17 protein-coding genes are annotated in these 25,412 nt (G+C 56.2%); 2 read left to right on the top strand and 15 right to left on the bottom strand.

The features are described 5' to 3' along the window. The first annotated feature begins 191 nt into the window (after nt 1–191). Entirely contained in the window at nt 192–1,898 is a 1,707-nt protein-coding gene (locus tag HMPREF2625_RS01070) for an ABC transporter family substrate-binding protein (RefSeq protein ID WP_070520701.1), read from the top strand. Nucleotides 1,899–2,009: 111 nt separating this feature from the next. On the opposite strand, the gene HMPREF2625_RS01075 is transcribed toward HMPREF2625_RS01070, so the two are convergent. From HMPREF2625_RS01075 to HMPREF2625_RS01100, 6 genes are all read right to left on the bottom strand, one after another. Further along, nucleotides 2,010–4,091, bottom strand: a complete 2,082-nt coding sequence (locus tag HMPREF2625_RS01075) for a glucose PTS transporter subunit IIA (protein ID WP_070520703.1) — start codon at nt 4,089–4,091, stop codon at nt 2,010–2,012. A gap of 465 nt (nt 4,092–4,556) precedes the next feature. Continuing rightward, nucleotides 4,557–7,118, bottom strand: coding sequence for an HAD-IC family P-type ATPase (locus HMPREF2625_RS01080; RefSeq protein ID WP_210394360.1), 2,562 nt, complete (start codon nt 7,116–7,118; stop codon nt 4,557–4,559). Nucleotides 7,119–7,364: 246 nt separating this feature from the next. Next, nucleotides 7,365–8,126 carry a heme ABC transporter ATP-binding protein gene (locus HMPREF2625_RS01085; RefSeq protein ID WP_070520706.1) on the bottom strand — a complete coding sequence of 254 codons (762 nt, stop codon included), beginning with the start codon at nt 8,124–8,126 and terminating at the stop codon, nt 7,365–7,367. Continuing rightward, the gene (locus HMPREF2625_RS01090) at nt 8,126–9,211 is read right to left on the bottom strand and encodes a FecCD family ABC transporter permease (RefSeq protein ID WP_070520709.1); all 1,086 of its coding nucleotides are present in this window, start codon (nt 9,209–9,211) and stop codon (nt 8,126–8,128) included. The genes HMPREF2625_RS01085 and HMPREF2625_RS01090 overlap by 1 nt, the downstream gene beginning before the upstream one ends. Nucleotides 9,212–9,223: 12 nt before the next feature. Further along, on the bottom strand, nt 9,224–10,408 hold the full coding sequence (locus HMPREF2625_RS01095) for a heme/hemin ABC transporter substrate-binding protein (protein WP_083295578.1): 1,185 nt from the start codon (nt 10,406–10,408) through the stop codon (nt 9,224–9,226). A gap of 200 nt (nt 10,409–10,608) precedes the next feature. Continuing rightward, nucleotides 10,609–13,221, bottom strand: a complete 2,613-nt coding sequence (locus HMPREF2625_RS01100) for an HtaA domain-containing protein (protein WP_070520712.1) — start codon at nt 13,219–13,221, stop codon at nt 10,609–10,611. Between the two features lie 203 nt (nt 13,222–13,424). On the opposite strand from HMPREF2625_RS01100, the gene HMPREF2625_RS01105 reads away from it, so the two are divergent. Then, a complete protein-coding gene (locus tag HMPREF2625_RS01105) occupies nt 13,425–14,132 on the top strand; it encodes a biliverdin-producing heme oxygenase (protein WP_070520715.1) in 708 nt (235 codons plus the stop codon). 289 nt (nt 14,133–14,421) lie between these two features. Here HMPREF2625_RS01105 and HMPREF2625_RS01110 read toward each other — a convergent pair whose 3' ends face one another. The 9 genes from HMPREF2625_RS01110 to recR form a co-directional block, all read right to left on the bottom strand. Then, nucleotides 14,422–15,747 carry a glycosyltransferase 87 family protein gene (locus tag HMPREF2625_RS01110; protein ID WP_246826570.1) on the bottom strand — a complete coding sequence of 442 codons (1,326 nt, stop codon included), beginning with the start codon at nt 15,745–15,747 and terminating at the stop codon, nt 14,422–14,424. Nucleotides 15,748–15,965: 218 nt separating this feature from the next. Beyond that, the gene (gene purL, locus HMPREF2625_RS01115) at nt 15,966–18,284 is read right to left on the bottom strand and encodes a phosphoribosylformylglycinamidine synthase subunit PurL (protein ID WP_070520720.1); all 2,319 of its coding nucleotides are present in this window, start codon (nt 18,282–18,284) and stop codon (nt 15,966–15,968) included. 29 nt (nt 18,285–18,313) lie between these two features. Further along, nucleotides 18,314–19,126, bottom strand: coding sequence for a phosphoribosylformylglycinamidine synthase subunit PurQ (purQ, locus tag HMPREF2625_RS01120; protein ID WP_070450851.1), 813 nt, complete (start codon nt 19,124–19,126; stop codon nt 18,314–18,316). Between the two features lie 4 nt (nt 19,127–19,130). Next, nucleotides 19,131–19,382, bottom strand: a complete 252-nt coding sequence (purS, locus tag HMPREF2625_RS01125; RefSeq protein ID WP_004006543.1) for a phosphoribosylformylglycinamidine synthase subunit PurS — start codon at nt 19,380–19,382, stop codon at nt 19,131–19,133. A gap of 1,013 nt (nt 19,383–20,395) precedes the next feature. Continuing rightward, on the bottom strand, nt 20,396–21,346 hold the full coding sequence (locus tag HMPREF2625_RS01130) for a 3-methyladenine DNA glycosylase (RefSeq protein WP_070520723.1): 951 nt from the start codon (nt 21,344–21,346) through the stop codon (nt 20,396–20,398). Between the two features lie 48 nt (nt 21,347–21,394). After that, a complete protein-coding gene (locus HMPREF2625_RS01135; RefSeq protein WP_238382406.1) occupies nt 21,395–22,087 on the bottom strand; it encodes a PIN domain-containing protein in 693 nt (230 codons plus the stop codon). After that, nucleotides 22,081–22,548 (bottom strand): helix-turn-helix domain-containing protein, encoded by a 468-nt coding sequence (locus HMPREF2625_RS01140; RefSeq protein WP_239661965.1) that lies wholly within the window; start codon nt 22,546–22,548, stop codon nt 22,081–22,083. The genes HMPREF2625_RS01135 and HMPREF2625_RS01140 overlap by 7 nt, the downstream gene beginning before the upstream one ends. A 235-nt stretch (nt 22,549–22,783) precedes the next feature. After that, a complete protein-coding gene (locus HMPREF2625_RS01145) occupies nt 22,784–24,079 on the bottom strand; it encodes an aspartate kinase (RefSeq protein WP_070450847.1) in 1,296 nt (431 codons plus the stop codon). Nucleotides 24,080–24,268: 189 nt separating this feature from the next. After that, on the bottom strand, nt 24,269–25,405 hold the full coding sequence (gene recR / locus HMPREF2625_RS01150; RefSeq protein ID WP_070520728.1) for a recombination mediator RecR: 1,137 nt from the start codon (nt 25,403–25,405) through the stop codon (nt 24,269–24,271). Between the last annotated feature and the right edge of the window lie 7 nt (nt 25,406–25,412).

Here is a 25,412-nt window from a genome sequence, read left to right on the forward strand (position 1 = left end):
GCGTGGCGAAGATCAAAAGATGAAGGGTGTTGCGAAAGCTCATGAAACCACGTGAAATAAGCTCAAAAGGCAGGATAACCGGGATATAATTAAGCAGGGATGTTTCACTGTTGTGCATCCGGTATGTTTTACCCATCCACGGCGAACTAGCTCACCCGGCACAGATTCTCCCCGGAACCTCAGGAGCTTCGATGAAGAACGTATCTGTCTCTCGCAGAACCCTGCTCACTGGTACTCTCGCGCTCTCAGGAATCGGCGTGCTCACCGCCTGTCAATCCGGAACCAACGCTTCAGAACTGCCCGGCTCGGGCTGGGGAACAGACTCTCAAGAAGCAACAGCAACCAATCCGCGCGATAGAGCCGAGTTGCGCGAAGGCGGCAGCCTCAACCTGTCATATCCAGCTATCGGACCAAACTTCAACATTGCCTCCGAATCCGGGTACGGAATCTCAATGCTCACTATTCACGCGGCCGTGAACTCGGCGGCCGCCACCGGAGGATGGATAAGCGACTACGCCGGAAACCTCACTACCAACCCCGACTACGTTACCGAGTTCAAAGCCGAAACCGCGCACGGTACACAAACCATCAGCATCAAGCTCAACCCAAAAGCCACGTTCAACGATGGAACTCCTATTGACATTGAGGCACTGCGCACCACCTGGGAGATCCTGCGCGGCAAAGACGACGGCGGCAATGACTACCGAATACACGACGGGGGAGCCTGGAAACAAATAGCCTCCATCGAAGAAGCAGGCGACAAATACACCGTCAGTATTACCATGAAAACCCCGTGGTACCCAGCCGATGGAAGCCTCTGCATCTTCCTGCACCCGGCGCTGAAAGACCCCGAGCTCTTCAACAACGGCTTTGATAAACCCCTTGATAAATACTGGGCAGGACCCTACAAAGTTCAAGAGTGGAATACCGCCGAAAGATACCTGAGAGTCGAGCGAAATCCAGCATGGTGGGGCACACGGCCCCTTCTTGAGAGCATCACCTGGTACGAGATAGAAGACAGCGCCGAGGAACGTGCATCCTTCAAAACTGGAGAACTTGATGTCGTTAACGTGAGCACCGTGAGCGCCTACAACGACATCACGAGTGTTGCAGACATCGAAATTCGCCGCGGAATGGCGCTCTATGCGGGCGTTTTACAGCTCAACCCCCGCAAAGTTCCGCTGCCCATACGCCAGGCCGTGGTTGCCGGAATCGACCGCAAACAGATTCAGCACATACGCTTTGGGCAGCTCGGCTGGAAAGAAACCCTGCCCGGCTCGCTCTGCTTCCTGCCGCTCCAAAACGGGTACCGCAACAACTATCCCAGCAGACCAAGCATCGAAAACGCCGTCAAAATCCTTGAGAAAGCCGGATACACTCGCGCAGGTATTTACACCAAAGGCGAAGAAAAAGCCGCCCTGACCATCACCAACTTCACGACCGAGCCAGCGGTGGCTTCCATGAGCAACTTCATGATGGAACAACTCAAGCGCATGGGGATTGACGCCAAGGTTGAAACCCGCCCAGCCAACGAATACAGCACTGCGCTCGCCGCTGGCGACTACGATGCGGTTTTCACCGGGTACAGCATCACCCCAACCCCCGTGGAGGCAGTTAACTACCTGTACGCTTCCGCCGAGGAAGGCTGGAGCACCGAAGAAATCCGCAGCATGGCGGCGCAGATGCTGGGAACCGAGGATACGCACCAGCAGCTGGAACGCGCCAACGCCATAGAGCAGAAGCATCAGCAGGATGTTGCCACCTACATTCCGCTGTACAACGGGCCCAACTATCTTGCGGTGCGCAAAAAACTCGCCAACTATGGCCCCGCACTCTTCGCAGCGCCCTACTACGACCCCAATGTGTGGATTAACGTGGGGTGGGAGAAAAAATCGTAGTATGAACCGAGGGCTCAAGAGGCTCCGCCGCCATGACTAAACAACGGAAGAACACACAAAAGCCCCGCATGCAGTTCAACTGCACGCGGGGCTTTTGCCGCATCGGAAAACCTACTTGGTGGTCACCTTCAAAACGGTGGATGCGTTATTTGCATTACCCACAACGCCCTCAACCGAGGCGAACTTGCGGGTATTGGTCACAATCACCGGAGTGATAAGCGGGTAACCAGCCTTCTTAATAACCGCAGGATCGAACTCGATCAGCGTATCGCCAGCGGCAACCTGCTCGCCCTTCTTCACCTTGACGGTAAAGCCTTCACCATCGAGGTTCACGGTATCCAAACCGACGTGCACCAAAAGTTCCACGCCGTTATCCAACTTGAGGCCCACCGCGTGACCGGAGGGGTAGGTAGCTGCGACTTTACCCGCCGCAGGTGCAACCACGGTGGTGCCGGTCGGCTCAACAGCAACACCCTCGCCGAGCTTACCGGCAGCGAAAATCGGGTCTGGAACCTCGGAAAGCGCCACGGCCTTACCCTCTAAGGGAGAAGCCACCTCAAGAACGGTACCTGCCTCTAGTACGGGCGCTGCAGCGGCGGCTGCAGGGGTTGCGGATGCTGACCCGGCCTGATCGGCGGAATCTTTCTTCGCCGATGCGCTTGCCGCCGCATCCCGTGCGGAATCTGCAGGAGCCTCGATAGTCTTTGCTGCGTTCCTGGACTCATACCCGAAGAGCAGAACACCCGTCATTGCACCACCGAACGCAATTGCCAAGCCCAGAGCATACAGGGCGGAAGGCTGCATCGCGGGAATCGACAGGAGCGAGGTGAAGGCGAAAGCGTGCGACTTGACTCCCAGCAGTGAGATGGTGGCACCACCGGCCACAGCCGGTACCAGAATGAGGGGAATAACCCGCTTGTAGCGCAGAACCACACCGTAGAGGGAAGGCTCGGAAATACCACCGAGCAGGCCGGACATAGAAGCACCCACCGCAGTCTGGCGAAGCTCCTTATTTCGTGAAGCCCTAATAGCAACACCGGTGACCGCGCCGAAGACAGCGAAGTTGTAAGCGCCCATGGGGGACTGGATGAAGTCGGTGCCCAGGGTCTGCAGGTTGTTAATCATTACGGCGTTCAGCGGCCAGTGCAGACCCAACGGAACCATGAACAGGTACAGACCCGCGATTAGCGCACCCACAGCTCCCGGAGCTACATCGTTAACATTCTTCAGGAAGTCGGAGATACCCATAGCCACGCCAATACCGATGGGACCTACCACGAAGGCGGTTACAGGTACCAGAATAATAACGGAAAGCATGGGGACGAAGACCATTTGCAGCATATTCGGAATGATCTTCTTCAGCAGGCGCTCCAAAGGTGCCAAGAGGGCAACCGCCAGCAGGGGCGGGAATACCTGGCCGGTGTAATCGTAGGCGTACAGCGGCAGGTGCAGACCCATAATGGATACGTCAAGCATCTTAGTAGCCGGGTCAGCAAGTTTGGTGAGGCTCTGGAAGGTGCTGGTCATCAGTGCCGCCGGAATAGCCGCACCAACCCACATATTCGCGCCCAAACGCTTTGCGGCGGTTGCGCCAAGCATAATGGGCATGAAGTTTAGCACCGACAGAGCGGCAGCCTTTAGGATGTACCAGAAAGCGAACTGCTTCATCCATTCGGCTTCGAGTGCCTTACCGGCGGCTTCATCGGAAAGTCGCGGACCGTTCACAATATCGATGTTCACGCTCTGGCCGGTCAGGTCGGTGTATTGACCGAAGAAACCGAACTGCTGCAAGAACACGATCAGGGTCAGAATCATAGAGGTGCCCAACAGCGCCCACAGCAGGGGACGGAAGGAATCGGAGAGCACATCGAAGATATTGGTGAGCCAGCCAGCCTTCTTGCCCCCGGAAGCCTTCTTGGAAGCAGCATTATCTTCGCCAAGGTTCGCCATGCCGGGCAGGGTCTGCATCTCGTTGTAGACCCCCTCAACACGGTCGCCGAGCACGACCTGAGTCTGACCGGACTGCTCAATGACCGAGAGCACCCCGGGGATGCTCTTAATCTGGTCCGTATTGACCTTGCTCCTGTCGGCGGGAGTTACGCGCAAACGGGTTGCGCAGTGCGTAAAGTGGGCGATATTCTCGGAACCGCCAAGTCCCGTCAGAATCTTCTCGCCAAGTTCGTGGTTTTTCACGTTGTTATCCTTGCACGGTGAATAGTGTGTTAGGGATGTTACCGGCGGCATCCTCAGAGCAAAACGCCCCGAGGGAAACAAAAAAGACCCGAGCTGCATGCCGCCGTACCGTGATGCATTAAAGCATCGTGGGTATAACGATGAACCTTAGGGAATCTATTCCCTCAAGGGATTCAGCAACTCAGGTCTTGCCTGCCTTACCAGTAACAACCCTGTGTTCTATGGTTGTGTGATTCTAAGAATCACAATATCTGCATGTAACTTTAGGCTTAAACCTGCGCGAGCGCAAGATGAGGTTTTGAAAGTTCAGAAAGTGTAAAATGTGCCGTTCAGGTCTGCGGTGGGTTTCACGTTACGGCGAGGCAGAGCATCCGAAGAGGCTAAACGCCGAACCGGTGCCGTTCATTAGATGTTATGGCACCGATTCTTAGACGAGATTACTGAGGGGAAGATGCGATCTTGAAGCTATTTCTTCGCGGACGGGAAGAAGCTCAGCGAAGCCACCTCAAGCTCGGGGTAGCTGCGTTTCTGCCAGCGGCGACTACGATGCGCGTTCACCTCAATCAGTACGGCACCCAGTACTCCGGCGCCGATAGAGAGCATAAGAAGTTCCGTTGACGGCATCTCAAACTGGTGATACTTGACGAGAAGCGGTACCAGAAGGGCTGCGAAGAAGATACTCAGAAGCGCTCCGAAGAGAAGCATTCGTGCGGTATTGAGTGGGCGTGCTACCGCTGCCAGATTCCACAGCCCCATAATCACCAGGGTGATAAACGACGCCGTCTGAACCTGTCGTATATCGCCTTCCGGACGGAAAATAAACAGCGCCGCCAGGTTTACCAGAACCAACATCGCCACCACGATAATAGAGTTCGGAATCGTGTAATTCAGCACGCGGCGCAAGAATCCGGGCACATACCGGCGCGAGTTCGGCAGCAACGCCAGCGCGAAGGAGGATGCGCCCACAATCAGGAAATCTGCGGTCGAGTATTGGCGGGGCAGGAACGGGAAGATCAGCCCCATCAGACCGAAGACCACACCCAGCAGGATCGCAAAGCCGGTCTTTGTCAGGAACAGGTTCGCCACCATTTCGATATTCGCAATCACCTGGCGACCCTGCTCCAAGGCGGCGGGAAGCGAAGAGAACTTGCCGTCCAGAAGCACGAGGCGCGATACGGCTTTCGTCGCGGGTGCCGCGTTGCCCATCGCAATGCCGAGGTTGGCGTGTTTGAGGGCGAGTGCATCGTTAATGCCGTCGCCGGTCATCGCCACGACGTGCCCTTGCTCTTTGAGTGAGATCACCATGTTCTTCTTCTGCTCGGGCGAAACGCGACCGAAAATATTGTGGGTTGCGGCGGCCTCGGCGAGTTCGGGGCCATCTTCCGGCAGGGTAGAGGCATCAATCGCGCCCGCAGAAATATCCATACCGGCGGTCTTCGCAGCTGCCTGTACGGTGTACGGGTTATCGCCTGAGAACACCTTGAGGGTTACGCCCTGGCGATTGAAATAGTCCACGATTTCGGGGGCATCGGAACGCACATTTTCGCGGAAAATCACGAAGAGCACGGGGGTATGGTCGGCGGGGATGTGCTGCACCGGGTCTCCGTCATCGTTGCGTACCATGGCGGATGCATGCGCGAGTACCATCGTACGCAGACCCAATGATGCGAGTTCACGGGCACGTTCACGTTCCTCGGTGCCCTGGTTCAGCAGAGCCTCGGGAGCGCCGAGAAGCCAGGCTCCCGAAGACTTAAACTCGATAGCGCTAAAGCGTAACGCCGATGAGAACGGCACAATGCCACTGACCTGCTCAGTGGGTGCCTGTTCGAACCCGCCGGTGAGTGCTGCTGCGGTCGGGTTCGCGTTTTCATCATGACCGAACCACGCCAACGCCTGGTCCCAGCCCTGCGGCAGGGATGCGCGCCACGCCTGATTTTCATCGGGTGCTTTTGCCTCGGCCGGAGTCGTCAGCGAGCGTACCGAATCGAAAATCACGCCGCCCTCGGTCAGGGTGCCCGTCTTATCGAAGCACACCGTATCCACGCGGGCGAGCACCTCAACGGCAGGCTGTTCCTGCACCAAAATATTGTGTTTACGTCCCAGCGCCACAGCCGCCGCCGCGAACGCCAAAGTTGTCATAAGTGCTAAACCCTGCGGAATCATCGATGCCACTGACGAAACTACCGCAATAGCAACGTTCTCCCAGAGGCCATCACGATTGACGACCTCAAGGCCGCCCGCCGCGCGCACCTGGCCCCACAGCACGATCGGGATAATGATGGCAAGGCCGAAGGTAATCCACCGCACCACGCTGTCGAGCGCATCGCGAAGCTCAGACTGGATGCGCGAGAACTGTCGAGCCTCATCGGAAATTTTGCTTGCGCGGGATTCGGAGCCCACCGCCGAGAGCAGTACACGCCCGGTACCGCCGAGCACGCTCGATGCTGAAAGCACCATATCGCCCGGACGTTTCGGAATGGGGTCATTCTCGCCGGTCAGCAGGGATTCATCCAGCTCTAGCGAGTCGGAGGTCAGGACTACCGCATCCGCAGGAACCTGGTCGCCGCGTTTGAGCACTACCACATCGCCCTCAACCAGGGACTCCATAGGAACCTCGATCATAGCGCCATCGCGCACTGCCGTGATCGGGGATCGGTCAAGCAGAGAGATACGGTCGAGCTCAAGTTTAGCCTTGTACTCCTGCACAAAACCGATAATCACATTCGCCACCACGGCGAACAGAAAGAGCAGATCAGCCCAACGCTGGTACAGAATCACAACCAGACCGCACAGCCCAAGCACCAGGTTAAATACCGTAAACAGGTGTGCCCGCATAATGCTCCACAAGGTGCGGGAAGACTTATTATTCTGAGCGTTGACCTTACCGGCGGCGGTGAGCTTAGCAACCTCATCGCTGCTGAGCCCGTGAACAGCAAGCTCTTGGGAACCGCTGTGTGCCTGAGCAGAATATTCGGGAACATAACCGGAGGCTTCAGACAGCATTGTCTTGTGCTGGTCAGAACTCATGGATGGGGTACTCTCCTTCGTGGGGTAGGGGAAGAGTAATACATACGGTTTGGGCTGCACCCGGGCGAGTTCAGACTTCTTATCACGAGAAATAACCCTGCGCCGGGCATTACTTTATTCTAACAAGTAACCATGGCACAGGGCTTATATGCCGAACTGGGAATATACTGAGAATCCGTCGGATACCGGCATGAAATATTCGGGGTAGCAGCCCAGAAAAAGGACGACTCAAAGCACAGTGCCGCTCTATCGCCGTGGCAGAACCAGAATTCGCTTCGTCACCGGATGCTCCAAAACCTCAATCGGATGCTGATACACACGGCTCAGCCGCTCCTCGGTACACACCTGAGCGGGGGTGCCGTTGGCAGCCACACGACCCTTATCCAGCAGCACGATCCTATCCGAATACGCCGCCGCCACATCTAAATCATGCAGAACCGCCAAAACCGCCGTGCCCTCGGCGGCAAGCTCCCGGCTCATCTGCAGGGTCTGTTCCTGATGCTTAATATCCAGCGCCGCCGTAGGCTCATCCAAGAGTACTAGGGGAGTCTGCTGCGCAAAAATACGAGCCAAATGCACGCGCCCGCTTTCGCCGCCCGAAAGGGTTGTCACATCGCGATTTGCCATCATCTCTGTATGCGTGCGCGCCATCATCTGCTCGATCACGGCGTCGTCCTCATGCGCACGCTTGGTACCGCGCCACGGGGTGCGTCCCATCGCCACTACCTCGTGCACCAGGTACGAAAACGCCACCTGAGTTTTCTGCAGCAGCAGGGCACGCAGACGCGCAAGCTCAAGATACGAATACTCGCCCACCGGCTTATCCTTGAGCAGCACCGAACCGGAATCGGGCTTAGTATCGCCTGCAATAACCCCCAAAATCGTGGACTTACCGGCACCATTGGGGCCGATGAGCGAGACAACCTCGCCCGCCTGAACCTCAAAAGAGACATCCTCTAAGATGCGCCGCCCGCCCACTGACAGCGACACCCCATCGACAGTAAGCATCAGAGACCTCCCTTCCCCAGCGAACGGCGCAGCAGGAAGAAGAACGTAGGGCCACCCACGAGCGCTGTAAAAATACCGATCGGCAGGTCAGAGACCGGAATGAGAGTGCGCGCCCCCAAATCGGAAAGCGCAATTAACAGCGCCCCGCCCAGCGCCGAAGCGGGCAGCAGCAAACGGTTAGACGGCCCCAAAATAAGCCGCAGCAGATGCGGAATAATCAGCCCCACAAAGGCGATAATGCCCGCATGAGCCACCGCCGCACCCGTCAAAAGCGCCGTAGCAGCAATCGCAACACCGCGCAGACGCTCAACGTTCACCCCGGCATGCTGCGCTGCGCGCTCGCCCAGCGCCAACAGGTCAAGTTTGCGTGAAATCATCAAGCACATGATCAACCCCGCCACGATCACGAACCACACGCTGGCAAGAGCCTTCCACGTAGACCCGTTGAGCGATCCCATCTGCCAGAAGACGATGCGGTCGCGGCTGACATTATCGGCCAAGTACAGGCAGAACGCGATTGCGGCATTTGCCACCGCCGTTACCGCAATACCCGTCAAAATCATGGAGAGAACTTTCGCCCGACCTGAGGAACGCGAGAGAAAATAAACCAGCGCCGTTGCCGCGAGGGCACCGCCGAAGGCGAAAGCTGGAACCGTGTAAATATCGAAGAATTCGAAATTGAAAACGACCGCTACACATGCTCCCACCGCGGCGCCCGAAGACACACCGATAACCCCGGGCTCGGCCAGCGGGTTGCCGAAAACCGCCTGCATGACCGCGCCCGAGCATCCCAGGGCAGCGCCCACGAGCAGCCCTAAAAGCACACGCGGAAAACGAATATTCCACAGGGTGCTGTCTTCAAGATAGGCGGTCGGATCCTTGGGAATCATACCCAAGCGGCGCCCCAGGGAAGCCACCACATGATCGGTCGGAATATTGTACTGACCCAACCCCGCAGACACCACGGTTATGACGATCAGGGCAATACTCAGAAAGCCAAAAGTTGCGAGAATACGGATGCGGCGTTTGCTGCGATAATCCGAGCTGCCGGGAGTCGCCGCATCAGTGCGGTTGGACGAATTCACAGGTAGAGCCTCTTAACGCTGGGGTGCGTAGATAGCGCGGGCTAGGGAAAGCAGAACGGCGGGGGTGTTCGGACCGTAGGATAGAATCTGCCCGTCGTTCATATCAACCACGCGCCTGCTCTTTCCCGCGTTCGTTTCGGCAACCCCCGGGCGTGCCAAGAATCCATCCAAGCCGCCGGTGGATTCCACGCCGTGAGTCATGGTCAAAATGACATCCGGGTTCACCTTGACCAGCGCCTCGCTATTCGCAGGAACAATGTTGCGCGCTCCCTGCTCGGAAGCCACATCTCTGCCCTCAAGCGCAGCAATCAGATCATCCGCGCCGGAGCCCTTACCGAGAATGAAGAATACCCCGGCATTACCACGCACGTACAGGAATGCCATCGACAATTTCTTATCGCCTTCAGGGGCAACTTCTTTGATGGTATTCAGGGCATAATCGAGGTCTTTCTGCACGCGCTCGGCAACCTTATCGCCCGCCTCCTGCACACCTAAAGCCTGTGCCACAGCCTTGAGCTGGGGAATGATTTTATCCATGCGCCTCTCATGGTCAAACACCACCACAGTCACGCCCGCATCGCGCAGCTGCTCAACAACTTCTTCGGGACCATTGCTCTTATCCCAGAGCACAAGGTCGGGGTTGGTCGCGAGTATCGCATCCGCGTTCAGGTCGTGGCCGTTCTGAGTGACGAGCGGCAGCTTCGCTAACGAAGACTCGGTTGAAGACGTCACACGGCCGACCAGACGATCACCCAAACCCAGCGAGATAACCTCTTGCGCGAGAGTGCCATACAGGTCAAGAGCCAGGATGCGATTTGCCGACTTAACAGTCACCTCATCGCCCTTGAAATCCTTGAAGGTCACGGGAAGCTGCGGGGTGGGAGTCTCAACCATCGGCTGAACTTCGGGGGTGTTCTTCGCGCTGCTGGGGCCCGTCAGCGATTTCGGGTCGGAAGAAACATTGCTTTTGAGCTCCTGCGCAAGGTTCTCAAGCTCAGACTTGGTGGTCTGTTCATCAACCACAGAATGCGAGGATGCGCTCGTGCTGCCCGGATTTTGGGTGCCGATGCCGCATCCGGAGATAAAAAACATGGATGCCGCTAATAGCGCGGCGGTAACCTTCTGCGATGCGCTCGTTCTGCCGCGCCGGTGTTTGGGGCGTGTTGCTGCGCCGGGGTGTGAGAGACGAAAAGCCATATGAAGAGTTCCTATCGGCTAAAACTGTGAGTGTATGTATTCGTGATGAGAGCGTGTGCTTAGGGTGAGGGTGCGGGCAGTCGATACTACCCGCACCCTGGCGCATCCGGTGAGTTATGAGGTGCGGATGCTGCACCGAGGAATAAACCCGAGCCTAAGAACCGCCGCATATGCCGGTGGTTTATAGGCCGATCTTAGGTTTATTCGGAGCGGTCAGACATCCTGGAGGACTTGCGACGGCGCGTGTACAGCACGGCACCAATACCGGCGACCAGAGAGGCCAGACCACTAGCAACCCCAACCTCTACACCGCTGGCACCGGTATGCGCCAGACGACCATGAGAGCCGCGTGCGTTGAGGGAATCGCATCCCTGACCCTGATATACGGTTTCGGTCACAGTCTGGGTGGCCTGGGTTTTGGTGGTGTTGCCCGCGGGCTGTGCGCCCGAAAGCGATGCCGAGAAGCTCAGCGGAGCCATATCCTTACCCGCCTCGTAGAAACCTGCAAACGCTTTGGCACCCTCAGCGGTAATGGTGGTGCCCGCACCGCTGATGGAAATCTTATCGCCAGAGACCTGCAAGCCGTTTACATCAACGTTGAGCAGAGCAACTTCACCGTAATTCTGTGATTTGCCGTCCATATCGTTGCCGACCACCGTTGCGTAGAGAACGGCGGTCTTGCCGTTGATCTCCAGACGCGGGTTTGAGATGGTGGTGTCCAGAATTCCGTGGTGTCCGGTGAAATGCACCGAGCCGGTGAAGGAAATCGAGCCCTTACCATCCTTGAAGGAACCCGTGCCCTTCGCCCACTGGAAGGCGTTATTGGAATAGGTGGTGCCGTTCAGATCCCAGCTGCCGTTAGCGATGCCGCCGCGAATGTAGTTGCGGAAGGAATCGCGCACGCCCCACCCGAGGTCTGCGCTGGCGACCTTACCATCTGCGGATGCGGCCGGTGCTTTGTTCGCTGCCTTAACGGGAACCTGCTTGGTCACGGTCACCGGGGTGCAGACGGGCTGGGCGGGGTTCTTCGAGACGCTGCTGAAGGAACCACTCTTACCTCCATTCGGGTGTGCAGCCGGGGTGGAGCCGTTATGGGAATGGGAGGCACTGCCGCCGCCATTGTTCACGGAACCGCCAAAGTTCGTGCCGCCAATACCCGCATTCGCGTTATTACCTAGGTTCGCCGAACCGCTGCCGGTGTTAGAACCCTTAACTGTGGTGTCGGTAACCTTATTTTCCACCAGCTGGGAACCGAGTTTTGCGCTGAAGGAGAGCGGAGCCATAGCGCGCTTGTCGGCGTCATTGTACTGCCCGGCGAAGATCGCCTCGGACCCCTCGACGGTAACGGTAACGGCTGCATTCTTAGCCGAGAGCACGTTATTCTCTAAGGTTGCACCGCTCAAATCAACCTCGGCGAGTACAAGATCTTTGAAGGTGCGGTTTTCGCCCTGCATGTTGAGCGCTTCGGCGTCGACAACCAGGTAGCCCTTGCCCTCTTTGATGACTAGGCGAGTGTTCTCGAAGCTGCTGTTGAGCTGGCCGTGATGCCCGCTAATGTGCACCTTGCCCGCGAAGTTGATCTGACCGGTCTTCGTTGCCTCATCGTACGAGCCGGATGCGCTGGTAAAGTCGAGCCCGCCCGCCGCGTTCTTCGACAGACCCTCGACGGTGATGTTACCGCGCGCAATGGTGTTGAGGTAGTGCAGGAAGGAATCACGAATATTCCAGGTCAGGTTGCCGGATTCAATAATGTGCCCTTGACCTTTCGGCACGTCGGTTCTCGGTGCTGCATCGGTAGCCGGAGGTTGAGCCGGTGCGGGCTTAGCGGCTTCCGAGCTTTGTGAGGGCTGCGGAGTCGGTTGAGAGCTGGGTGCTTCGCTGGGCTTTGAAGGGTTTGAAGCAGGTGCCTCAGAAGTCTGAGAGGGCTGTGGTGCCGGAGCCTCGGAACTCCGTGAAGGCTGCGGATCTGGCATTTCAGCAGGTTTACTCTGCTCTGGCGCAGGCTGAGATGGCTCAGGAGTAGGATCGGCAGGCTTAGTCGGTTCTGGTGCAGGCTGCTCGGGTTGAGTAGGCTCAGGTGCAGGTTGAGTCGGCTCCGGGGTCGGATCAGCAGGTTTCTCCGGTGCCGGTGCCTGCTTGGTAACGAGCTTCGCGGAGAATGCCAGCGCATCCAGCTCTTGACCTGCCTGGTAGAACCCGGCAAACACCGAGGTTGCTTCTGCGCTGAGTTTCACCTTGGTTGCATCAGATGCCGCCAAGGTCAGCTGCCCGCCTTCGTTTTTCAGGGAGGAAGCATCGAAAGTACCAATCAGCGTGTGATCGTGCTGTACGGGCGGGTTCGGGGTAGTGTTGCCGTTATAGGGGCGTTCGCTGATATTTGCGTATAGGCTGCCCTGCCCGTCTTTGATGACAAGTTCCAAGTCGCTGATAGTTACTTCGAGCACGCCGTGGTGCCCGGTGTACTTCACGCTGGAGCCGGTGAATTTAACGTGGTACGAACCGTCTGCCTCGACGGTACCTTCAGCGGCGGTGAAGTGATAAGAACCATCCGCATTGGAGGTAGCACCGGTTAGTTCCTGCGAACCACCGGCTACAGGACCGGTGATGTATCTGCGGAATGAGGATTTGACGCCCCAATCTACGGATGCATCCTGCAGGCTTTGTGATGCGGCAACTGGCGCCTGCTCAGAGACGATCTGCGCGGTCGGTGCGGGTTGGTTCGCTAGGGCGGGAGTGGCGGCGATGCCACTGAGGCCAACGGCGGCAGACGCTAGAAACGCCCATGAGCGCTTCGCGTTATGCGACATAGACATGTGTGTCCTTTATTCGTGGTTTTAGTAATGAGCAGTCTTAGTCTAGACCTATTAGCTAAGACTTGTGTAGCTTAATTGTAGTACTTTGCTTAATGATGAGGTTCCCCTTAATAAAATTTTTTGGCAGCGGTGTTGCAAAACCAAAAATTTAGTGACACTATGTCATTTATTGATTTGGTGACACTGTGTCATCAAAAATATTCATGACTCTCAACTCAATCAGGAGGCGTTCCGTGACCGCCATTATTACCCCCGAAACCACCTCTCCCGATGCTGTCGAACAGCGGTTTTCGGCCCGGCTAAAAGCTAGCACCAAGCGTGTGCATGATAATGCCGAGCACTCTACCTTTATGGAAGATTTGATGGGCGGGAAACTCGATACTTCCGCGTATTTACGCCTCATCAACCAGTACACCTATATCTATGAGGCGCTGGAGGAAATCTCTCGGAATCTGCGTGAATCCGGTAATCCACTGACTGATCCTTTCACGCTGGAAGGGTTGGATCGTACCGCCGCGATTCACCATGATATTCGTGCTCTAGGACGGACCGAGATTGATGCCCCACTGCTGGCAACTATCGAATATGTGGCGCGTATTAAGGCGACCGCGCAGGCTCCCGAGCGGTTCTTGGCACATCATTATCTGCGCTATCTGGGAGATCTCTCGGGCGGGCAGGCTGTGGCGGCTCTAGTGGCTCGCCATTACGGCATTGCACGGGATGCGCTGACCATGTACTCGTTCCCGCAGCTTCCTAAGCCAAAGGTCTTCAAGGATGAATATCGGGAGCTTCTTGATCGCGCTCCTTTGAGCGAAGAACAGCGGGAAGCTCTGATTGACGAGGCTATGGAAGGATTCCGTATTAATGCCGCGCTTTTTGCTCAATTAGGCGAGCAGAGTGGCCGTCTGTAAGCGTCTCGATAGATGTTCAAAGTTCGCGTTTGAGGTATATCGGGACCATTTGTGACAGATTGTTACACTTGTGTAGATAGCGCCTCAGAGTGTTTATTATCACTGAAAAATATACGTAAATAACCGTTATATGACACTTATAGGGCAGATTTAGACACGCGCTTAGGCAATTCATCCTGTGACACGGACATATAAGGATGCGGTGGTTCCCCAGAGAGGGGGAACCACCGCATCCTTTGTTACCGCCGTATGCGCGTTTTAACTCAACTGCACATGACACTACCTGCTGCTACGCGGCCTGAGGCTCGGGTTTGGGACCCGCCATGACCGCGCGATCGCGATTCTGCGCTATGCGCACGGCCGGGGTGAGCGCCGAACCTGCCCAAAGAGCCATGACCGCATAGAGACACAGGATAGGCACGGTCGAAAACAACAAGGCATACTGCGCAAGATGGTTGAGGCTGTTGAATCCACCGCCGATAGCGGCCCCCAGCCACATAGGCGAAATATATAGACCGATAAACGCCACCCACGTCAAAAAACGTGCGGTACCGGATAACCAGGCGGGCAGGTGCGTGAAAAACAGAGGGAAAGCGTCAAGAATAAGCGTCATGATAATCAGAGGGAACATGACATTATGATGCGACCAGCTGATGGGGGAGATGCTCACCATCAAAAACCCGCCGACCGCCACCTGAGATAGCACAAGATTACGGCGAATAAGCTGGCGCAGAAGCACCGCACAGAGACCGATCGTAGCAAGAACAAGGGCGTAATATACGGGCCTCAGGGTAGGCTCACGCAGACCCAGGTGCATCAGCCAGCCTTGAATCGAAATATTATCGGCGAAGTTAATACCTCCAACACGACCGGAATCCGAAACGGCGCTCGTCCAGAACGTAACTGCCTGCTGCGGAAGGAAGATAAACCCAAGAAGAATGGTCGTGCCGAAAGAAGCGCCTAGGGTAAGGATGCCGCGCCAGTCTTTGCGCATGAGCAGAATAAGGCCGAAGGCAAGCGGGGTGAGCTTAATACCGCCCGCGATGCCGATAAGTGCACCCCGGGGAATGCGGGTTGCCGGTCGTATAAAATCGGCAAGCACCAGCGTAAGGATGATGGGGTTAATTTGTATTAGCGAGAGCCCGCGCCGCCACGGCCCGGTCATAATAATGATGAACGTGAGAGCAGCGATGATGCCGTATGTGCCGAGTCTCTCCTGGAAAGGAACGCTGTAGCCGCGGTCGGTGGCATAGTTATAGATAAGGGTTGCCAGCCACCATGCAACACCGATGCTGATCGCATACATGATGGCGATACCCACCCACGCGGGCAGAAAAGCAAACGGTAAGAACACGAGCGCGGCAAAGGGCGGGTAGGTGAAGGGCAGCCTAAAGTCGCCGTACTCTAGAAGATTTCGGGCGTAGAGATCTTTGTGCATGCCGTCGTTATCGAAGATGGTCATGGCACCGAAACGGTAGACATTGAAGTCTAGTCCGCCCGTGAATTCGATATAGATAAGCCAACCGATAACAAAGAGAGCGAATGCCGCGAGCGTTATTCTGCCCGCTTTAGGTATGTCTGGCGCAAAGACCTGCACGGATGGTGCTGCGGTCATGGTGATCTTTCTGTTGTGTCTGTGCATTTTTCGGGATGCGGTTCGGCGGGGCGAATGTGTTATCGGTGTGAACGGTCTATGTAACCTATCCTCCAGTCTAGCGTGTGAAAGCGCAGGTGGGGAGTGCCTTGATGCAGAAAAAGGCTCTTGATGCGAAGAAAGCGTTGGAAACTCCGGCTTTATTCACATCAAGAGCCTAGCTTTGCCGATAGAGGGATCTAGCCCCGCGCCACCTCACCAAAGTGAGCTGCCATGGTGCCTTCGTGAGCAGCACGCAGCTCATCAAGGTTGATGGAGACTTCGTTTTGGAAGTCCAGCGCGTTCGAGAGCGCATCCACCACGCCGATGCGTGCGAACGGGAACTGCCGGGCGGTGCACATATCCTTGAAACGTACCTCCTCAGAACGCGGGACGGAAACCACCACGCGACCTAAGGATTCCGAGAACAGCAGGGTGAACAGGTCGAGCCCGTCGCGTTCGGCAACTTCGCCCAGCCCGATGCGCGCCCCGGTGCTGAAACGCAGGCATGCTTCCGCGAGTGCTGCGGCAAGACCACCGGCGGCAACGTCGTGTGCCGCATCGATCATGCCGTCACGCGACATATTTACGAGCATATCGCCAAGCTGACGTTCAACCGCCAGATCAACCTTCGGGGGTAGACCACCCAGATGGCCCTTGAAACGCGCCCATTCTGAACCGTCCAGCTCGTCACGCGTGGTACCCAGCAGGTAGATAGCCTGACCGTCGTGTTCCGGCGCCCAACCAGAGGGGGTGCGCCGGGTAACGTCGTCCATTACGCCCATCATCGCGACCACAGGGGTCGGATTAATAGCCTTACCGCCGGTCTGGTTGTACAGCGAAACATTGCCGCCGGTGACCGGAACACCCAGCTCCATGCAGCCGTCGGCAAGACCGCGCACGGCTTCCGCAAACTGCCACATGACGTCTGGATCTTCGGGGGAACCGAAATTCAAGCAGTCCGAAACCGCGACCGGGCGGGCACCCACGGTTGCCACGTTGCGGTAAGCCTCCGCCAGGGATGCGCGCGCACCCTCATACGGGTCAAGATAGGTAAAACGTGGTGATGCGTCAGTCGCCAGCGCGACCCCCAGGTTGGTGTTCTCATCCACACGCACCACGCCCGAATCGTCCGGCATAGAGAGGGCTGTGTTGCCCTGCACGTAGCGGTCGTATTGATTGGTGATCCAGGACTTGGAGCACATATTCGGAGATGCCATGAAAGCCTTGATAGCCTCGCCCAGCTGTTCGCCGCGCGGGCGTGCATCGTCGGCGGTGGAGCCTGTGAAATGGTCTGCCTGGAGTGCATCCTGACCAGCCGGGCGCGCATAGGGGCGCTCATAGGTGGGACCATCGTGCGCCACAGTACGCGGGTCTACATCAACGATCACCTGGCCGTCCCATTCAATGGTTAGGCGACCGGTATCGGTCACCTCTCCCAAGAAGGAGTACTCCACGCCCCATTTCTTCATAATCGCCTCAAAACGCTCGACGTTTTCGGGCGAAACGACCGCCATCATGCGTTCCTGCGATTCCGACATCAGAATTTCGCCGGGGGTTAAGGTGGGGTCTCGCAAGAGTACTTTGGTAAGGTCTACGTGCATGCCGCCCTCGCCGTTGGAGGCGAGCTCACTGGTTGCACAGGAGATACCGGCAGCGCCGAGATCCTGAATGCCTTCGACCACGGAACCCTTGAAGAGTTCCAGGCAGCATTCGATCAGAACCTTCTCGGCGAAGGGGTCGCCTACCTGCACGGCGGGTCGCTTGGAGGGCTTGGTATCGTCAAAGGACTCTGAAGCCAGTACGGATGCGCCGCCAATACCGTCGCCGCCGGTGCGTGCCCCGAAGAGCACTACCTGATTGCCCACACCGGATGCGTTTGCCAGGCGAATATCTTCGTGGCGCATAATACCGACTGCCAGGGCATTGACGAGGGGGTTTGCCTGGTAGCAGGCGTCAAATTCGGTCTCGCCGCCAATATTGGGCAGCCCCAGAGAGTTGCCGTAGCCGCCGATGCCCGCGACCACACCGCCGACCACGCGGGCGGTATCCGGGTGGTCTATAGCGCCGAAACGCAGCGGATCCATAACGGCGATCGGGCGTGCACCCATCGAAATAATGTCACGCACAATACCGCCCACTCCGGTTGCCGCACCCTGATAAGGCTCAACATAGGAGGGGTGGTTGTGTGACTCGATCTTGAAGGTTACCGCCCACCCGTCGCCGATATCGGTTACGCCAGCGTTCTCGCCGATGCCGACCATCAGGTCTTTTTTCATCTCATCGGTAACCTTGGCACCGAATTGCTTCAGGTGCACTTTCGAGGATTTGTAGGAGCAATGCTCGGACCACATGACCGAGTACATGGCCAGCTCGGCCGCGGTCGGGCGGCGGCCCAGAATCTTCTTGATGTCTTCGAACTCGTTTTCCTTTAACCCCAGCTCTGCCCAGGGGAGTTCAGTATCGGGGGTTTCCGCCGCATGCTCGACGGTATCGAGGTTAAACTGCTTCTCGCTCATCGCTTGTGTCTATCCTTGTCGTCGTGCGTCTAGCGGGCGTTGATCAGGTTGGAAAGAGCGGAGGTGAAGACGCCCAAGCCGTCGGCACCGCCTCGTAGTGAAACATCACCGAACCCGGAGGATGAGGGACCAAAACCGGGCTCAACCGCGTGTTCTGGGTGGGGCATCAGACCGACGACGTTTCCGCGTTCGTTGCTGATACCGGCAATATCGTGGCGTGAACCGTTCGGGTTGAAACCCACGTATCGGAACACCACGCGATTCTCGGCTTCGAGCGCCTCTAAAGTTTTGGCGTCCGCCACGTATTGACCGTCCTGGTTTTTAAGCGGAACAACAATCTCTTGCCCAGGTTCGTAAGATCCGGTCCACGAGGTAGCGTTATTTTCGATGCGCAGGGTTTGGTCACGGCAAATGAACTTGCGGTGATCGTTCTTAATCATGGATCCGGGGAGCAGATGCGACTCGGTGAGAATCTGAAAACCATTGCAGATACCCAGCACCGGCAGGGGAGCAGAGCCCGATGTTCCCGCTGCATTTGCTGCTGCGATGACCGAATGCATGACGGGTGCTTTCGCCGCGATAGCGCCCGCACGCAGATAGTCGCCGTAGGAGAAACCGCCGGGAATGATGACGGCATCAACGTTTTTGAGATCTTCGTCGTCATGCCAAAGTTCGACGACGGTTCCGCCCGCTAACCGTACGGCACGCGCCGCATCGCGGTCATCGAGGGTGCCGGGGAAAGTAATAACGCCGATGCGCGCATCAGCAAAGTCGGGGTTGGGTGCCGAGACGCTGAAGTCGCCAACAAGGGGAACTTCGTGTGCTGCGAGTGATTCTGCCATGCTCTTAGTCCTCCAGAACCGAGACGTTCACAACGTCTTCGATGACGGGATTTGAGAGTAGCTCTTCTGCCGCTTGGCGTGCCTGCGCAAGATGTTCTTCGGTAGCTTCGCCTTCGACGGTCAACTCAAAACGTTTGCCTTGGCGAACGTCGGTGAAGGAATTCAGGCCGATACGGGGCAGCTCGTGAGCGATAGCTTTACCCTGCGGGTCAAGAATTTCGGGCTTGAGCATAACATCAACAACAATACGGGCCATGTGCGGGCACTCCTTGGGTGCATGAGTTCTGATTGAGCCGTCTTAATGTTACCGCAAGCACGCTTCTTGACGCCCGCTCGGCGAGCGAATTTTGACCGCAGTATCAGTGAAAGAGCGGCGGGTACGGGAACGTGAAACTAAGCGCGCATAAATATGAAGATACCCATGGTGAGCTATGCCTTACCAAGAAGAAAGTGTGGAATCAAAACTCCTTGTAGGAAAGCGTAATAATTCTTCTCAAAAATCGTTCTCTGTGAGCGAACATCGGAATTTTGAAGTCTTTAGCAGGTGATGTTTCAAAACTGCGGATTAAAGAATAATTTTGAAGATTACGCATATCAGGATGCGCGCCTCAGCTAGTTCTCAAGCGTCGTGTCAATGTTTAAAGTATGCTTGAGCGGTAAACTAATCTCAAAGTTGCTGACTTCACATAAACTATTTACATGTAAATTATAAAAACCAATCTCGCATGCTGTATAGTATATTTCCGTTGTAAACTTTTGCTCCAGAAAAGTGACATCAACGATTCATTTTGCTCACATTTTGTTTAAAGTGATTATGTTCACAGGGAATGCATGATTACAAATTCTCTAAGAGCGTGTATGATGTCGCGCCAGTTTTCCAATGGCGCCTCATCGCACTCCTGCCATCACCACTGGCAGAAAACAAAACGGGCAAACCCTGAGCTGCATCAACCGCATAACCACCGTGGCTTGAAGAGGCATAGCGCGCGGCTATGTTAATTCACTCCGTTCCACCGAGCGGAATGAGCCATTATTTCCGGGGTGGGCGGTGATGCACCGCGCTGAGTCACCGCACAAGCCGTGCAGGACAATCACCACTAAGTAAATAACGATCGCTGAAAATATTCACCGAATACATGCGAGCTTGAAAAGTTTGGCACTTCAGAAAAGCTCGAAGATGCTCCTCGGGACGAAAAAGACAGGCTATCGCGATAGATAAACTCAACCACAAGTATTTCTCCCTCGTTTTCCGGCGGGGGAGAAATTAGTTTAAGCCACGGCGGCGCGATTGAGAGCGCCCTTAACCCGGCTCAAGACGCGACGGCGCAGCGTTACCGAACGCTCCGAAAGCTCGCGTTGATACCGCACATACTCGGCTTTACCCTCGGGGGTCTCTACCTTAATAGGCTCATAGCCCCAATCGTGAAGGTCGTACGGTGCGGCGCGCATATCGAGTTCGCGCGCATCCCAGGCAAGCTCAAAGCAGTCCATCACGAGCGCCGAATCGATGAGCGGGATCAGCTTGTATGCCCACTTATAGACGTCCATATTGGCGTGCAGACAAGCGGGCTGCTCCAGAGTGCGCTGTGCTTCACGGGTGGGCTGCAGCTCGTTCATGGGCGCCGCCTGAGGCATGAAAAACCGGAACGCATCGAAATGCGAACAGCGGATGCGGTGCGACTCAACCACCCGGTCGGTGCCCTCAGCACCCAAACGCAAATCCAGGTAGTCGTGACGAATATTGTTCTGAACTGATTTATACGCCATCGCCCATTCGTGCATACCAAAGCATCCAAAAAACGCTTTTTTATCGGCTGTATTTGACAGAATTTCGCGAGTGAACGTGAGGGCGGTGCCGCGTTTGTCCACGAATTGGGGTATATCCACGAGAACCGCGTCGCCACGTTCGGCATGGGTGCGTGCATCGTCGGGGGAGAGCCCGGCTAAGATGAGCTCGTCCTCGGTTGCCGCACGGTAGAATTTCCAGTTGGTGCGTTCGGCGGCATCCAGCAGAATGACGCCAGCCCCCGGATGCCAGCGCTTGAACTGACCGGGCTTGAGCGTGTAGTACGTAAACAGAAAATCCTCGACCGGATGCGCCTGACCGCGCTCGCGTCGCCGCACAAACGGGTCCGCAAAGCGCCCTGCCCGGCGCTCATGCTCCTTCGCATAAGCACGCCAGAGCGAGCCGTCAAGTACCTGTAGCACTTTGGGAGTCATCCTTCTAGACTAAACTATCTGCTGCGTGGGACATAAGGGAGCGCAAAATCATGGGGACGGAGGGAACGGAACATCGGCGCTTTCCGTAAGAATTCGGTCGATAGCAGAGGCGACATCTGGGCGGTTAATAATATTTGTTCGTAGGAATCGGGCAAACGTAGGAGCGAGAGGTCTCTGAATATTCCCTCGTCTATCTTTTGTGCGGTCTAGCGCCTTACATACATCGATATCTTTATAGCCGCGACTAAGGGCGTACTTTACATGTTTAACGTACACCTGAGCGAAGAGGGAAAGGGACGAGAGTTCTGTGAGGTGCATGAGAAAATCGTCGGCGCTGAAGGTCTCATAGTTTTGTGTTAGCTCTGATTCTGTGGTGCTCGCATAGGCAAGGAGCTTTACGTCGTCAGTGACGAGAATATGCATACCGCAGTACTGGGCTGCGGCATGTACATGAAGATCATCTTGGTCGGGGTACCCCTCGACAGAGCCTACAGGAAAACCTTCGAGTGGCTGACCGGTTACTTTGAGAATCTGCTTTCGCCATGTGGATATTACTCCGTCATCAAGCGTTGGCTCATTGCGGCGCACTCTGTACCCAAACTCATCAAGAATTCCCCATGAGATATATGGCGTGAAGAGTTGATATTTGGACTCTTTTGCGAGCATTAAGATCCAGTCCCGCAGGGTCTTGCTCATCAGGATATTGGTATCGAGCAGGACGGAATAATCACGTGTTACCACGCAGGGCCCCCGAGTACATCTACAAGGTTATTTTCTTCTTCGAACGCCCAGAGGTCTTGGAGCGCTTGTTTGCTTTCGGCAACCTTTTTTTCCAGTAGTTTCTTGCGGAACCTATCGGCATCTTCGGTACGAACGCGGAAATGGGATCCAACCTTGTGAGCTGGCAGCTCTCCCGAGCGGATTGCCTTCATGAGCGTAGGGCGAGAAATGCCGATGCGCTGTGCGGCCATTGTGGTCGTCAGATCGTGCGGGATGGTCTGAATGTCGATGTGCTGTCCTTGAGCCAAAGCATGCAAAACCTGAGAGATGACCTGATTGAGCGCATCCCCGATTTGTCCACTTTCCGCTCCGGAAACGCTGAGTGAAATCGTGGTTTCCTTCGCTTGGGCAAGGAGGTGCTGTGCCTCGGCACGAGCCTGAGAAATAGTTTCATCACGCAGATTGGGAATAGTTACAGACATAAGCTTTCCTTTCGTGCGCAGACAGTCGGTGACCATGAAGAATAAGAGTTTCGACGGGAACCAGCTGCAATGGTGCGCTAGCGTTACAAATACCAGCGTATCAAATATCTGAAATAAGTGAAGCGCATAAATCGATATTTCACATAAAGAAGGTAGATGAGTTTAAGAAGTAGGGGCGTCGGAAAGACAAAAATGTCCTTCCGACACCCCTAACCCTTCTTGGAAGATAAGAAGTTTAGCGGCCTGTTCCGCCGTATACGGTGGCCTCGCCTTCGGCATCAAGCTCAAAAGCGGTGTGTACCGCGCGGACCGCCTCATCAAGCTTTGAAAGCTCGGTGATAACCGAGATACGAATCTCGGAGGTCGAAATCATCTCGACGTTCACGCCCGCATTGCTCAGCGCCTCAAAGAAGGTAAACGAGACACCCGGGTTGGTCTTCATGCCCGCGCCCACAAGCGAAAGCTTACCCACCGCCTCGTTATAAATAACCTCTTCAAAACCGATCTCGGCCTGGGTCTTCTCAAGTACCTGCAACGCCTGCGGACCCTGCGCCTGGTTGAGCGTAAAGGAAATATCGGTCACGTTCGGGCGGTCGGTCGAGACGTTCTGCACGATCATATCGATGTTAATCTTGGCCTCATTGAGCAGACCGAAAACCTTAGCAGCAGATCCGGGGATATCGGGCACGCCCACCACGGTAATTTTTGCCTGTCCACGGTCGTGCGCAACGCCAGAAATCAGGGGCTGTTCCAAGGGAATCTCCTTCACATGGGTGGGGGTTAGTTCCGCGGAATTTTCCGGGATAACAAGAGTGCCTTCAAGATTCGAGAATGACGAACGCACATGCAGTTTCAGATTGAAACGGCGGGCGTACTCCACGCTGCGCAGATGCAGAATCTTTGCGCCATTTGCCGCCATCTCAAGCATTTCTTCACTTGTGACAGTATTGAGCTTATGCGCGGTTGATACGATGCGCGGATCGGCTGTGAACACGCCGTCCACATCCGAATAAATCTCGCATACATCCGCATGAAGCGCCGCCGCAAGAGCGACCGCCGTGGTATCTGAACCGCCGCGACCGAGAGTCGTAATGTCACCGCTCTGGCGGTTAACACCCTGGAACCCCGCTACAATCGCGATGTTTCCGGCCTCAACAGACCGGCGAATACGGTCTGGATTGACTTCCACAAGCCGCGCTGAACCATGTACGCCGTCGGTAATCATGCCCGCCTGGGAACCCGTGAAAGACTGCGCCTTCGCGCCTAGATCATTGACCGCCATCGACAGAATAGCCGTCGAGATGCGCTCACCCGCAGTCAGGAGCATATCGAGCTCGCGCGAGGGGGTAACGGTAGCGGTTACTTCAGCGGCAAGGTCGAGTAGTTCATCAGTGGTGTCACCCATCGCGGAGACGACCACGACCACATCATTGCCCGCTTTTTGGGTGTCCACGATGCGCTGGGCGACGCGTTTGATACCCTCGGCATCCGCGACGGAAGAACCGCCGAACTTTTGGACGATCAGGCTCATTGAATTCTCCAGGTCAGTATTGAGTATGCCACCGGCTAGTTTACCGGCTCTTTACATAGTAGGCGGATGCGGCGCGCGGTGGGAATCGTGCACGTATGTGTATTAGAACGTGAAATATGAAGAACTGTTACGGATGACTCTGCGGAACCGAGCGGTGCACATCCCACTTTTACAGAACGGCAGGGCTTATTAGCTCCACGGGTTAACGTATTTGGCACCGGGCAGAGGCGGAACCTCCGGGGTGGGCGTGCGTAAGGGCTCCTCCTGTATTTTACGGATGCGCGCCTCATAATCCTCCGACCGGTGCGCGTGGATGCGGTAGGCATCAGCGCGCGTAATATCCACTGGAATCTGCTCAGCCTGAGCCGCCGATTTATGGGACTCGGGCGGGGTCTCTTGAGGGGAATCTGGCGTGTCTTCGGAACTCGGGGTGTCTGCATGGGCAGAATTATCGAGCGCCTGTTCGATAAGCGCCTCATCAACGGTAGTCTGCGTGCCAGGTGAGGGGGAACTATCCGCACGAGAATTATCGTTCTCCGCGTCGCGGGGGTTGTCAGAGGAAGAGTCCTCGGGCTCACCCTGGGAATCGTCAAGGTCGTCGAACATGCTCCCGCTCCAACGTTTACGCGGCGCCTTTGGCTCAGCATCAGCGCGTTCACGTTCCGCCTGCTCCTCGTCAACCACCTGCTCAAAATCTTCGGCGGCATTCGCCTGAGCGATACCCGCGCCTTCGCTGATCACGCGGCGCCCCTCAAGCGCGCGCCCGAGCGTAATCTCGTCTGCATATTCCAGATCGCCGCCGACGGGCAGACCGGAAGCCAGCCGTGAGAGGCGAATACCCAGCGGAACCAGCATTCGCGAAAGATAGGTTGCGGTAGCTTCGCCCTCAAGGTTAGGGTCCATCGCTAGAATAATCTCTTGAATACGCTCATCTGCCAGGCGCGAAACCAGCTCACGAATGCGCAGCTGCTCGGGTCCAAGCCCTGCCAGCGGGTTAATAGCCCCGCCCAGCACATGGTAACGCCCAGTGAAGGAACGGGTGCGCTCAATCGCCACCACATCCTTGGATTCCTCAACCACGCAAATCAGGCCCGGGTCACGCCGATCATCGCGGCAGATAGTGCACTGCTTCGTCTCCGAAACGTTGCCGCATATTTCGCAAAAGCTCACACTCGATTTGACCTTCGAAATCGCGTTGGTCAGGCGTGCCATATCTGAGGCGTCAGAGTTGAGAATATAGAAGGCGATGCGCTGCGCCGACTTGGGACCCACCCCCGGCAGGCGACCAAGTTCATCGATGAGATTTTGGACTGCGCCCTCGTACATGCTTCTC

The organism is Rothia sp. HMSC064D08, from assembly GCF_001809525.1.
Taxonomy (GTDB): domain Bacteria; phylum Actinomycetota; class Actinomycetes; order Actinomycetales; family Micrococcaceae; genus Rothia; species Rothia dentocariosa.